Consider the following 13069-nt stretch of genomic DNA (forward strand, 5'->3'; position numbering starts at 1 on the left):
TATCTCTAATTTTTTCTTTTAAAACTTGCATAATAATAGAAAACTTATTGTTATGTCAAGCAAAACTTTATTTATGTAGCAACATATATCTTAGTATGCTTTTTAAGTCTTATCGAGTAGAAACCTTTCGGAAGCAATTCAAAACATCCTCAAAAATTACATAGAAAGTGACGAATCTCTCACCTGAAAGTCACAGAGATGTAAGTTGAAGGTTTTATTATATAGGTAAAACATGAAAAAGGGGTGTAACAGCATTTATGAAAATTAGTATCAAAAATGTGAGTATGACATACAAAACAGGGAAAAAGGCACTAAACGACATTAGTTTGGAGATGAAGAGTCCAAATTTTATAGGCCTTTTGGGTCCTAATGGTGCTGGGAAAAGTACCTTTATGAAACTATTGATATCGAAGATAATACCGACGGCCGGCGAAATAATTGTTGATGGTAGACCAATCCAAAAATACGAAAAAGAACTCAGAAATCAGCTTGGGTATTTGCCGCAAAGTTTTGGTTTATATGATGAATTAACAGTTTATGAGTTTTTGGATTACATGTGTGCATTAAAAGAAATTAAAAACAACGTGAAAGGTATTATTGGGCAAGCTATTGAAAGGACTGATTTGCAAGAAAAAAGAAATTTCAAAATTAAAACTCTTTCAGGCGGTCAGAGGCAGCGTGTTGGTATAGCACAAGTATTACTTGGAAATCCTGAACTTATAATTTTAGATGAACCTACAGTTGGACTTGATCCAGAAGAAAGAATTAATTTCAGAAATGTATTTTCACAGACTGCAAATGACAAGATAGTGTTACTTTCTACTCACATCATCGATGATATACAAGCCATTTGCAATAGAATTATAATCATTAATAACGGTACGATTTTATTTGATGGAACTTCGCCGGATTTAATAAAAGCTGTACACGGACATGTTGGTTTTGTTGAGGAAAAAGATAACGAGACTTTAGAAAAAAGAATTGGAGGTAAGTACAAAATCACATCTAAGTTGTTTACTGGTAATGGCATCTCCTGTCGTGTTATCGGCAAAGAAATAGAAAGCTCTATTCCACTTATCGAGCCTACCCTTGAAGATGCGTATACATACGTCATACACAATGGGGGTGTTCATTAAATGAGAAATACATTTTTTACCTATGAAACAAAGCGAATTCTGAAGTCAAAGTTTACTCAAATAATAATCTTGCTAACGTCAGTTTTTCCTTTGATTGGTGTACTACTTTCAACCTACATTAGCGAAGATATTAGCAGTATGATGCTTGGAATAAATAGCTCTACTCTTTTATCTCAAACTATACTTTTTCCTGCAAAGGTAGGAGCAGTAATTGGAGCTTTTGCGTTTACGGCACTAACAGTTTTTGAGTTTGACAAAATACTTAGGTTTAGAGTCAATTATATAATTGAGCCAATATCAAGTTCTATAAAGATAAATTTAACCAAAATTGCAGGCTTAATGTGTGCCGGTCTTATTTCAACAGTGGGTTCAATGATAATTATGATTCCTCACTATATATTTAACGTGGGCAGTCTAACCGATTTTAGTTATTTCCTGCTCAGTTACACCTTAATAATTTTTGGCTCCATTGTGCTAACAATTCTTATGACCGCAGGATTTTATCTTATATTTAGGAACGTTAATATAACCTGCATTATTATGCTTTTAGCGGTGCTTTTTAGTTTTTTAACAGGAAATATCAATTATCAATATATGTGGGTTCAGACAGGTGCTAGTGGACTTTCCGAAAATTTCGGAAGCGGTAATATCGTTTTGGGAATGCTCTGGAATAGGCTCTTTGGGTTATCGGTAGCTATGTCCATATTTTTATTCGGTATGTTGTGCCATAGATGTTATGAAAAAGGATTATTTAAATCTATCTTTAAAAACTGTAAAAAATATAAGCTCATACCAATTTGCTTTTTGGTTTCTCTTTTTGGAGCATTTTTTGTTTTTCAAAATGAACCGATTTTCAAATCAATTTCGCTTACGGATGTGGTGTCAGTATTGATTAATGGTAAAAAAGAAACGCCTGTAAACACTAATGTTATAGGAACTTCAAATATGTTTGTAGATCTTAAGATAGAAAAAGATAAAAATTGTGCTAGTGGAGCTTATTGTGAGGAGCTGCAAAACGGAACTGATAAGCCTCAAAATGTATATTTTGAATTAGCAGATGGTTATCAGATTAGTGAAATCAAGTTAGGCAACAAAGACATAAGTTGTATACAGGTTTCGCCCAAGGTTTTGAGCAGTGCAAAACTTAACAACGTTTTTGAAATAAGCATTCCAAGAAACACTAAAACTAAATTAAGCATAAGATACTCAGGTACACCGAAAGCCAAAAGTACAACTAAAGATTTTTCCCAAGGAATAAGCAAAAATTATGTAAGGTTAAATGGCACCACGGACATTGCTCCTGTTGTTTGTGTTGAACAAAAGGATAGGATTATTGAAGGAACAATAAAAATGGATTCAAAGTTTACAGTCATAACTCAGGGAGAAAAAAATCGCAAAATTTCTGAGCAGGATGGTTTTACTACTTGGAGTTTTTCTTGGGATAAACTAAGTGACCTATCTTTGACAGCTGGACGATATGGAATATTTGAAAGAAAAGCACAGGGCACAAATGTGGAGTTTTTCTATCCATTGGCTGCGAGAAAAGAATTTGAATCCAGAGGAAATGACACACTTGATATATTCTCATTCTTTTCAGAAAAATTTGGATCACTAGGCAAAGATAGTCTTAAAGTAGTCGTAACATCAGGAGTACAAGGCGGAGGTGGATTTCAAAACGGAAATATTTCTTATGTTTCCGAAGATTGTTTAAAGAAAAAATCCAACGTGGAATCATCCACAGCATCTTCTTCTGACACCTTTGCTTTGCTCACGCATGAAATTGCTCATCAATGGTGGGGCACTGGGATAGATGTATCTAACCCAAACAGCCTTAATCAAATAGATAAAAATCACGATGAATGGTCAAGTGAAGCTTTTGCGGATTTTAGCACTTATTTATTCTTGAAAAACAAATTTGGAAAAGACTATGCAGAAAATTTATTGGTGAAAAAGTGGAAAGAAGGAGCAAATAAATTGAATCGAAACTTTTATCAAAGAAATCCTGAATACATGAACAAACTATCAATATTTCCAAAGTATTTCGTTACATTAATTTTAAAGGATGATAAAATGTATCATTTGGCACCACTTGAAATTTACAATGTTTATAATAACATTGGTGAAGAAAATTATTTTAATTCCATGAAAGTTATTTACCAAGAATATTATGGTAAAAAAGATAAAAAACTATCTTTTTCTGAGTTTTTAAATATTACTGGTGCTAAAAGGAGGTAGTGGTCAATGGATACAAAAATTCTTAAATACGAACTAAAGAGAATAATTTTTTCAAGGATATTTGTAATAACTTTCATAATTGCACTTTTCTTTTCGGTGATTGACCTCTATACAGAAATAATACAAGGTGTTTCTGGTACAGCACCTTTTTCAAAATGGAGTTATTGCAAGTTTTTGTGTGACATAAATACAATTATGTTATTAATTTTAATGCTTTCTTGTACAGGACTTTTTTCTAGAAATGAACAAAGAGTAAGAGAAATTACTTCATGTACGTCTTTACCAAAGAAAAAATATTTGGCTACAAAAAGTTTAGCTCTGTCTATTTCTTACTTAATTATTGCCATATGCTGCATTTTCATAAGTTTTGTGTTTTACAAGACAACATTTAATTTTGCAGGTTTTCAAAATTTTTTATTACCAATGTTAATAATATTACTTCCTACTTTTGTGTTTGTTCTTGGAACCAGTATGTTCTTGGGCAGCAAAAGCCAAACCTTGCTTTATGCTTGGATTCCAATTGTTTTGATTTTGTCACTTGTAAGTTTTAACAGCGCACCTTTTATTGATATTTTCGCCAAAGGGTATGTGACTTATATGCCTACAGTTATATCTGTTGATAGTCTCGGAGAACCTATTTTTAGTTTGCATTTGAATTTTATAATGAGTAGACTTATATTTACTCTAGTAGGAATGGTTTTATATGCGGCTTCATTTAAGAAGCTTTCTGGAAAAGCTTAAAAAGTTAGTATGTATGCAACCAAAATAGTTTTAATGTCATTTATACTCAGCTTGTATATTTCCGTTAAAGGAAATATAATAAAATTATGGAGGTGCTATACGTGGATTATATAACAACAAAAGAAGCAGCTAAAGATTGGGGAATCACAGACAGAATGGTAGTGTACTATTGCTCTGCTGGACGGATTAAGGGAGCTGAAAAAATGGGAAATACATGGCTTGTTCCTGCTCACGCTGAAAAACCGGCTGACGGACGATATAGGAGCAGTAAAGCAAAGGATGGTGAAAATAAATGAAGCAGATATTTTTGGTTGAGGACGATAAGGAAATTGCTAAAAACCTTGTGCTTTTGCTCCGCTCGGAGGGATTTACAGTCACTCACGCACCTACGCGTAGTAATGCCCTTGCCATGCTTGCTGGGAATAAATTTGACCTAGCACTTATAGATATTTCTTTGCCTGACGGAAATGGCTTTACGGTTTGCACGGAAATCAAAGAAATACAGGATGTTCCCGTTATCTTTCTAACTGCTTCTGGTGATGAGGCGAGTGTTGTTACCGGGCTAAACATGGGTGCCGACGACTATATTACCAAGCCTTTTCGTCCGCGTGAACTGATTGCACGAATCAGAACTGCCCTGCGAAAAAGCGGACGTTCTCCATCGGCTTTTGAAGTCTGTGGGCTTCATATCGATATGGCAAGTGGCGTCGTGAAAAAGGACGACAGCGAAGTTTTTCTTTCAGCCTTAGAATACCGCTTACTTCTGGTGTTTATTAACAACCCCAAAAGTATTATCACGAGGGGCAGACTGCTTGACGAATTGTGGGACGCTGCGGGCGAGTTTGTCAATGACAATACATTGACCGTGTACATTAAACGCCTGCGTGAGAAGATAGAGAACAACCCAGCAAGCCCGCAAATAATTCTGACCGTTCGCGGGACTGGATATAGATTGGGGGGCGGGTATGTTTCGGAATAGAGAGTTTAGAAAGTTTGCCATTTTGTTCTCCTTAATAGCTGCCGCCGCTGTGACGCTGGGATTTGCAATTAATGCGGCAGCTGGAATTCTTGCCATTGCTTCTGCCACCGCCTTTGGAATAGCGTTTTTTGCATTTACCAAAGCTCGATATAAAAGCATTGCGCAAATTTCAGATCAAATTGATATTGTGCTTCATAATGCTGATCACCTGTATATTGGTGAATTAGATGAGGGCGAACTTTCCATTCTGCAAAGCGAGATAACAAAAATGACGCTGCGTATTCGGGAGCAAAATGATGCACTGAAAAAAGAAAAAGAACATCTTGCTGATTCACTGGCCGACATAGCTCATCAACTCCGCACTCCTCTCACATCCGTAAACCTCATTCTATCATTGTTAGAGAATAACCCTGACGAAAATGAACGGAAAGCATTGATACGGGAAACAAAGGAATTGTTTGTACATATGGATTGGCTACTTACTTCCCTTCTCAAATTATCCCGCCTGGACGCAGGCATTGTGGTTTTTAAAGCTGAACAGATAGATGTAAATACTTTGATAAACGCTGCGATTCACCCGTTTTTGATCCAAATGGAACTGCACGATATTGCTTTACAAATAGACGTACCGAAAGGGATAATCATTCAGGGTGATTCTGGTTGGCTTTCGGAAGCAATTCAAAACATCATCAAAAATTGCATGGAAAGTGCAGGGGATAATGGGAAGATTGAGATTGTCTGCACGGACAACCCATTGTTTACCGAAATTATCATCCACGATAGCGGTGCAGGCTTTGAAAAAGGAGATTTACCCTGCCTGTTTGACAGGTTCTATCGTGGGAAAAACTCAAGTGCCACAGGATACGGGATTGGACTCGCTCTCTGCAAAATGATTATAACACGTCAGAGCGGAACGATTACCGCCAAAAATCACCCGCAGGGCGGCGCCATGTTTGACCTTCGTTTCCCAAAGTGACGAATCTCTCACCTTAAAGTCACATAGATGTAAGTTGAGAGTTCTATTATATAGGTAAAACATGAAAAGGGAGGCTCACATAATGGAGTTTTTAAAAATTGAAAATTTATGCAAGGTCTACGGCACTGGTGAAAATCAGGTTACCGCGCTTGACCATGTTTCACTTACAATAGAAAAAGGAGGATTTACTTCAATTATCGGTTCCTCTGGCTCTGGTAAATCCACTTTGCTGCATGCTATCGCTGGTGTGGACGTGCCAACAAGCGGAAAGATATATTTGGAGAGTCAGGATGTATATGCCCAGAACAATGAAAAACTTGCCATCTTCCGCAGGCGTCAGGTTGGACTGATTTACCAGTTTCACAACCTCATTCCCACTCTGAATGTTGTTGAAAACATCACATTGCCTATACTGATGGACAAACGAAAGGTCAATAAGAAGAGGCTGAATGAATTGCTGGAATTGCTTGGGCTAAAGGGACGAGAAACACATTTACCCAATCAGCTTTCAGGCGGTCAGCAGCAGCGTGTTTCCATAGGACGTGCTTTGATGAACGCTCCGGCGGTCATGCTTGCCGACGAGCCAACGGGTAGTTTGGACAGCCGAAATGGACATGAAATTATAAAGCTGCTTAAAGAAAGCAATAAAAAATATAATCAGACACTTATTGTTGTTACACATGACGAAAATATTGCTTTGCAAGCAGACCGCATTATCGGCATATCAGACGGCAAAGTAGTGAGAGACGAGAAGGTGAGACCATGAACATTTTCAACAAAGTTACCCTGCAAGGCATGAAAAAGAGCCGCACACGAACAATTGTAACGATTATCGGAGTTGTACTGTCTGCTGCCTTGATTACGGCAGTCGTCACTTTTGGCGTTTCCCTGCTGAACTATATGTCAAACGGTGAGGCTCACAAATACGGCGGCTGGCACATCAAATTTGAGGATGTGGATTCTTCTTTCGCAGCTAAGCAGGCAAGTAACAACAAAGTTGCAAACACCACATCATTTAAAAATATTGGCTACGCAAAACTTAATGGTGGAAAAATTCACAGCAAACCGTATTTTTTTATCGCCGGATTCAGCAAGAAAACATTTAATGCTCTTCCCCTCACATTGTGTGCCGGCAGGTTGCCAAAAAACAACAGAGAGATTGTTGTTCCTGAGAGAGTTGTAATAAAAGATGGCATTAAGTTACGTGTGGGTGACACGCTTACCCTTGCTATTGGAAGCCGCATGAATGGAAACAAAAGTCTTGGTCAACATGACCCTTACATTTCCGGGAAAGAAACTCTTGTGCCCAAAACAGAGAAAACTTATACAGTGGTCGGTTTCTGCGAAACGCCTCACTTTGATGAAGATTCTGCACCTGGATATACCGCAATTACAACTGCAGATGCAGCAGACACAGCAAACAATCTCAGCTTGTTTGTCACGCTAAAAAAACCGTTTGAGACTCATACTTATGCAAAAAATGCAGCTGAAGGTCATGCTTACATCTTTAATAGTGATGTGCTGCGTTTCATTGCTCTTTCAAACGATCAAAGCGATAAGGTGTTCAATGCATTTTTGTACTCAGCCGGTGCCATTGTACTCATCATAATTATGATTGGTTCTATTTTTCTGATTTATAATTCATTCAACATCTCCTTGAACGAGCGCACACACCAATTCGGGATTCTCTCATCGGTGGGAGCCACCCCAAAGCAGCTGCGCCATTCAGTGCTGTTTGAGGGACTTTGTATTGGTGCTATTGGTATCCCAATTGGTGTTATCATTGGTATAGCCAGCATCAAACTTGCGATTAGTATTGTCGCCAAAAACTTCGCAAACGTTCTTTTCGCCAATGTACCTTTGACATTGACAGTGTCCGCTCCCGCAATCATTGCAGCAGTAGTGACCAGCATGATCACAATCCTGATTTCGGCAGATATTCCAGCTCGCAAGGCTGCCAATATGCCAGTTATGGAGTGTATTCGCCAGACGAATGATGTCAAAGTCGAATCAAAAGCTGTGAAAACGTCAAAACTTGTGGAGCGTATTTATGGATTGGAGGGAACTCTTGCATTAAAGAACTTTAAGAGGAACAAAAAGCGTTATCGCAGCATTGTGCTGTCACTTGTTTTAAGTGTAGTGTTATTTATATCGACCAGTGCCATGGTAATAGATTTGAAACAGGTGTCGGCGGGTGCAAAAGAGGTTACTAATAGTGATGTCGGTTTTGGCACACATGATATGAAAGACAGCGAAATGCTGCAACTTTACGATGAACTAAGAAACGTCGATGGTGTTGACGAAAGTTCGTATCAAGTTGTTATGAATTATTTCTGTGCTGCCAAGGGCAGTGATCTTTCAGACGCTTACAAGAAGTCGGAAGGTTCACATTCGCCGAACGAAACGGTGAATCTGCCAGTGCAAATCCAATTTTTAGATGACAGTACCTATCTGAAGATTGTCAAAAGTTTAGGTTTGCCCGCAGATAAATATACCGGACAAAATGCGAAATTAATCGGCGTTGCCAAAGTGGACAGCCACGACAATCAGAAAACGGCCAGCCAAATTCCAAATGTGTTCAAGAGTTCTGTCACCAATTTTACCATTTTTCCCGAAACAAATGGCAAGCCGGAGATGAAACAGGGATATAATGTAGGTATTACATTTATGAACAATTTTATGCCGCCTGATACACCTCCTATCTTAACAGACATAAAACAAAAATCAGGTGGAATTTATGTAACTGCCCCATATTCACTCAAGGAAAAATTTAATGCCACTGGTACTCCTGCAGATATTATAACTAAGGGCATGACATTTCAGTCAAAGAATCCATCGAAGTCATCGGATAAAATGAAAGAGATAGTTCAGGATATGGGAATTACAACCCCGTACATCCTTTTGAATATGTCTGGAGCGCTTGATCAGAGCCGCAATATGATATTCATTGCCGATGTGTTCTCTTATGCTTTTATAATTATGATTTCGCTGATTGCAGTTGCCAATGTGTTCAACACAATTTCCACGAATATCAAGCTGCGCAGACGTGAACTTGCCATGCTTCGCTCTGTGGGAATGTCCGACCACGATTTCCAAAAGATGATGAATTTCGAGTGTATCTTTTATGGCATGAAGGCGCTGATCTTCGGGCTTCCCCTGGCAATCATATTCTCATGGTTCATGCACAAAGAAATGAACGGCAGTGAAAGTGGAAGCTTTGTGATGCCGTGGGCCAGTATCGGAATCAGTATATTTGGCGTTTTATTTATAGTGTTCATTACAATGCTGTATTCTATTAGAAAAATAAAGAAAGAAAATATTATTGACGCACTTCGGGATGACATGGATTGATTCAAAGCCGATATTCACTTGATAAAAAATCCCCACTTCTTCAGGCTATACATTGCACATAACTTTGGAATTTAATTGGTAAGCTGTTCAAGCCTTATGGAATACGGATTTTTGAGTATCCGCCAAGAAATTAATACCAATTAATTGCAGATTAATTATAAAGTTTTGAGATGTAAAAAGAGCTTTAAAGCATCAATTTACACCAGTATGTTCCAATTAAGCTATATAAAATGTTCAATTTATCTATGAGTTTGTTTTTTTACACATTAATGGTAATTAATTACCATTAATGTGTGCAATGCATAGCTTATAGAAGACAGGAGTATTCCTCAAATTTTGATAAATTAATAGTAGCTATATTTGAAAACATAATTTATTTTTTATATAACATATCTATATGTGGGATATTATCCTCTAGATATTCTTCTGAAACTGCTTTAAAGCCAAGGCTACTATAAAAATTAAGTAAATATGCCTGTGCTTGAATTTTTATAGTATCTTCTTTTAAAGTATTTTCTATAAATTCAATAGCTTTCAACAGCATTTCTCTTGCAATTCCTTTACCACGATAATTTCTTTTTACGACTACTCTTCCTATTGATATTTCATCGTAAGAAACTCCCTTTTCCAAAATTCTTAAGTATGCAACTACTTCTCCATTTTCTTCAGAAAATAAATGATATGAATTTAAATCTTTATCATCACAATCAAGGTATGCACATTCCTGTTCTACAATAAATACTTTATTTCTCAATGCTAAAATTTTGTATACTTCTTCGACCTTAAATTGATTAAACTTTTTAATGTTCCAATTCATTAAATTACCTCCATATATATAATATTAGATTTTAATATAATGCTTAACCTCCTCTAATAAACACAAAAGCACTGAATATTATTCCTCCTTAAAAAGGCCCTAATGGAATATATTCAGTGCTTCTTAATATCCTTACCCGGGGATAAGAATAAGCATCATATTATTTAATTAATATACATGATATCATAAAATTAACTATTGTTCAACAATAAAAGAACTAGTCTGGACATTCAATTGGATTTCTTAGTGCTGCAGGTATATCTTCTTCCTAAAATTCTTGTAATATAATCTTGCTTTATCCAGTAGCTTTCATTTTATGCATGCTTGCCATATAGGTAATTAAGCAAACATATTCACACTTTACCAATATTGCCATATTATAATTATTGAGAATTAGGAGGCGATATTATGAAAGAGGACCTCAAGCAAACTGCTGAACCTCAACAATCTACGTGTCCATCAGGATGTTGCACTGGAAATGAAATACTTTGTATTTCTATTCCTTGTCCAATAAACATCGTACTTTTGGGCCTTAATCTAACACTCGAACTTCCTTGTGTTAGACTGACTTCTTCTACCCCATTAACTGCACCACAAATCAATCAACTTGTGCAACCAGTTGCAGGAATTATTTCAAGTCTTGGAACAAGTATAAAAGGATAAAGCCTTTTAAATATAATCTTAATACCCTATGTTGTTTTAACAATATAGGGTATTAATTATACATTTGGAACTACTAATTTTACCTATATATTTCAATACAAAGAGCTGAATATAATCTTTGATTTACGAACATAAAAACGCTATAAGATTTTTAAAGTAATACGGCGTTTAAGTAAATTATTTACTTTTTAAGTGTTACGTTAAATAGAAATGTTAACACATACTGTATATCTAATTTGATAATTTTCAGTTCATTCTATTCTCCTCTCTATATCATCCTTTTTTACCTGGAAATTGGCTATATTTTTGAAATCTCTTTTAATCTTATATTTGTTATTTTTTATTTTGTAACTATTGTTACAGATTAAATTACAGTATTTTAGTAATATATAATCATAGCAAAGAAAGTACTAAATTCGTAGGTATAAATTTTAAGGTGAAAGGTGGAATTCTTAAATGTCAATGTTTTGTTATCAATGTCAAGAAACAGCTGGATGCAAGGGGTGTACTAAAGTAGGAGTTTGTGGTAAGAATGAAAATGTTGCAAAAGCTCAAGACTTATTAATATATGTAACTAAGGGATTAGCTATTGTAAGCAATGAAGGAAGAAAAGTTGGAGTTAAAGACAGCAATGTTGATAAAGTTATAGTAGAAAATTTATTTACAACGATTACAAATGCTAACTTTCACAGAAATTTTATTTTAGGCAAGGTAAAAGAAACTTTAAAAATAAGAGAAAATTTAAAATCTAAAGTAATTAGTGCTGGCGGTAAAGTTGGAGAAGTAAAAGTAACTGGTGGCTTTTTCAAGAAGATATTTGGAATACAAACCACAGAGATGATTATGCCAGATGCAGCAGTTTGGACAGCTGATAATACTATAGAATTTGATGCAAAAGCTGAAAAAGTTGGAGTTCTTGCAACAAAAAATGAAGATATAAGAAGCTTAAGAGAACTTATCACTTATGGATTAAAAGGATTGTCTGCTTATATGAAGCATGCAATGAATTTGAATTACAATAGTGAAGAGATTCATGCATTTATGGCAAAAGCATTGTCAGCTACAATAGATGACAGCTTAACTGTTGATGATCTAGTAGCTTTATCACTTGAAGCAGGTAAATTTGGTGTAGATGGCATGGCATTACTTGATAAAGCTAATACTGAAAGTTATGGACATCCTGAAATAACAACCGTTGATATTGGAGTTAGAAGTAATCCAGGAATATTAATTTCAGGACATGACTTAAAAGACTTAGAAATGTTACTGGAACAAACAGAAGGAACTGGAGTAGATGTATATACTCATGGTGAAATGCTTGCCGGACAATACTATCCTAAATTTAAAAAGTATAAGCACTTTGCAGGAAATTATGGTAATGCATGGTGGAAGCAAAAAGAAGAATTTGAAAAATTTAATGGCCCAATCATCATGACTACAAATTGTTTAGTTATACCAAAAGATACCTATAAGAATAGATTATTTACGACAGGTGATACGGGAATGCCAGGATGTAGCCATATAGAAGTTAAAGCTGATGGAACAAAAGATTTTTCTAAGGTTATAAAAATGGCCAAGAAATGCAGTGCACCTACAGAAATAGAAAAAGGACAAATAGTTGGTGGATTTGCTCATAATCAAGTTTTAGCTTTAGCTGATAAGGTTGTAGAAGCTGTTAAATCAGGTTCTATAAAGAGATTCTTTGTGATGGCTGGATGTGATGGAAGAGCAAAATCAAGAGATTACTATACAGAATTTGCTTCAAAGTTACCAAAAGATACAGTTATATTAACTGCAGGTTGTGCTAAATATAAATATAACAAATTGAATTTAGGTGATATTGGTGGAATTCCAAGAGTATTAGATGCAGGACAATGTAATGACTCATATTCATTAGTTGTTATAGCACTTAAGCTTCAAGAAGTATTTGGATTGAAGAGTGTAAATGAGTTACCTATATCATATAATATAGCTTGGTATGAACAAAAAGCTGTAATAGTATTATTATCATTATTACACTTAGGTGTTAAGAACATTCACTTAGGACCAACGCTTCCTGCGTTCCTTTCAGCAAATGTTGCTAAGGTATTAGTGGATAACTTTGGAATAGGTGGAATAACTGATGTTGAAAATGATATTAAGAAGTTTATGGAAATCTAAGATTATAAATT

Annotated in this window: 11 protein-coding genes; 10 read left to right on the plus strand and 1 reads right to left on the minus strand. The window is 35.8% G+C overall.

The features are described 5' to 3' along the window. Positions 1-257 precede the first annotated feature (257 nt). From CLCOS_RS03175 to CLCOS_RS03210, 8 genes are all read left to right on the plus strand, one after another. Positions 258-1136, plus strand: coding sequence for an ATP-binding cassette domain-containing protein (locus CLCOS_RS03175; RefSeq protein ID WP_013239361.1), 879 nt, complete (start codon positions 258-260; stop codon positions 1134-1136). Next, positions 1137-3371 carry a hypothetical protein gene (locus tag CLCOS_RS03180; protein WP_013239362.1) on the plus strand — a complete coding sequence of 745 codons (2235 nt, stop codon included), beginning with the start codon at positions 1137-1139 and terminating at the stop codon, positions 3369-3371. Positions 3372-3377: 6 nt separating this feature from the next. Beyond that, positions 3378-4112: a hypothetical protein gene (locus CLCOS_RS03185; RefSeq protein WP_063601935.1), complete on the plus strand. Its 735-nt coding sequence runs from the start codon at positions 3378-3380 to the stop codon at positions 4110-4112. Positions 4113-4213: 101 nt separating this feature from the next. Further along, positions 4214-4408 (plus strand): transposase, encoded by a 195-nt coding sequence (locus CLCOS_RS03190; protein WP_013239364.1) that lies wholly within the window; start codon positions 4214-4216, stop codon positions 4406-4408. Continuing rightward, positions 4405-5091: a response regulator transcription factor gene (locus tag CLCOS_RS03195; protein WP_063601936.1), complete on the plus strand. Its 687-nt coding sequence runs from the start codon at positions 4405-4407 to the stop codon at positions 5089-5091. The genes CLCOS_RS03190 and CLCOS_RS03195 overlap by 4 nt, the downstream gene beginning before the upstream one ends. Continuing rightward, positions 5078-6067, plus strand: coding sequence for a sensor histidine kinase (locus CLCOS_RS03200; protein ID WP_013239366.1), 990 nt, complete (start codon positions 5078-5080; stop codon positions 6065-6067). The genes CLCOS_RS03195 and CLCOS_RS03200 overlap by 14 nt, the downstream gene beginning before the upstream one ends. A gap of 82 nt (positions 6068-6149) precedes the next feature. After that, entirely contained in the window at positions 6150-6833 is a 684-nt protein-coding gene (locus tag CLCOS_RS03205) for an ABC transporter ATP-binding protein (RefSeq protein WP_013239367.1), read from the plus strand. Beyond that, on the plus strand, positions 6830-9418 hold the full coding sequence (locus CLCOS_RS03210) for an ABC transporter permease (RefSeq protein ID WP_063601937.1): 2589 nt from the start codon (positions 6830-6832) through the stop codon (positions 9416-9418). The genes CLCOS_RS03205 and CLCOS_RS03210 overlap by 4 nt, the downstream gene beginning before the upstream one ends. A 373-nt stretch (positions 9419-9791) precedes the next feature. Here the strand turns inward: CLCOS_RS03210 and CLCOS_RS03215 are convergent, their stop codons facing one another. Beyond that, positions 9792-10235: a GNAT family N-acetyltransferase gene (locus CLCOS_RS03215; protein WP_013239369.1), complete on the minus strand. Its 444-nt coding sequence runs from the start codon at positions 10233-10235 to the stop codon at positions 9792-9794. Between the two features lie 408 nt (positions 10236-10643). On the opposite strand from CLCOS_RS03215, the gene CLCOS_RS03220 reads away from it, so the two are divergent. Together CLCOS_RS03220 and hcp are read left to right on the plus strand one after the other, a co-directional pair. After that, positions 10644-10898, plus strand: coding sequence for a hypothetical protein (locus tag CLCOS_RS03220; RefSeq protein WP_013239370.1), 255 nt, complete (start codon positions 10644-10646; stop codon positions 10896-10898). 456 nt (positions 10899-11354) lie between these two features. Further along, positions 11355-13058, plus strand: coding sequence for a hydroxylamine reductase (hcp, locus tag CLCOS_RS03225; protein ID WP_063601938.1), 1704 nt, complete (start codon positions 11355-11357; stop codon positions 13056-13058). Positions 13059-13069: the final 11 nt, after the last annotated feature.

The organism is Clostridium coskatii, assembly GCF_001675205.1.
GTDB lineage: Bacteria > Bacillota > Clostridia > Clostridiales > Clostridiaceae > Clostridium_B > Clostridium_B ljungdahlii.

Excerpts from the sequence above, each read along its gene's own strand:
- CLCOS_RS03175 (WP_013239361.1), top strand. The coding sequence starts at position 258 with ATGAAAATTAGTATCAAAAATGTGAGTATGACATACAAAACAGGGAAA.
- CLCOS_RS03180 (WP_013239362.1), top strand. The coding sequence starts at position 1,137 with ATGAGAAATACATTTTTTACCTATGAAACAAAGCGAATTCTGAAGTCA.
- CLCOS_RS03185 (WP_063601935.1), top strand. The coding sequence starts at position 3,378 with ATGGATACAAAAATTCTTAAATACGAACTAAAGAGAATAATTTTTTCA.
- CLCOS_RS03195 (WP_063601936.1), top strand. The coding sequence starts at position 4,405 with ATGAAGCAGATATTTTTGGTTGAGGACGATAAGGAAATTGCTAAAAAC.
- CLCOS_RS03200 (WP_013239366.1), top strand. The coding sequence starts at position 5,078 with ATGTTTCGGAATAGAGAGTTTAGAAAGTTTGCCATTTTGTTCTCCTTA.
- CLCOS_RS03205 (WP_013239367.1), top strand. The coding sequence starts at position 6,150 with ATGGAGTTTTTAAAAATTGAAAATTTATGCAAGGTCTACGGCACTGGT.
- CLCOS_RS03210 (WP_063601937.1), top strand. The coding sequence starts at position 6,830 with ATGAACATTTTCAACAAAGTTACCCTGCAAGGCATGAAAAAGAGCCGC.
- CLCOS_RS03215 (WP_013239369.1), bottom strand. The coding sequence starts at position 10,235 with ATGAATTGGAACATTAAAAAGTTTAATCAATTTAAGGTCGAAGAAGTA.
- CLCOS_RS03220 (WP_013239370.1), top strand. The coding sequence starts at position 10,644 with ATGAAAGAGGACCTCAAGCAAACTGCTGAACCTCAACAATCTACGTGT.
- hcp (WP_063601938.1), top strand. The coding sequence starts at position 11,355 with ATGTCAATGTTTTGTTATCAATGTCAAGAAACAGCTGGATGCAAGGGG.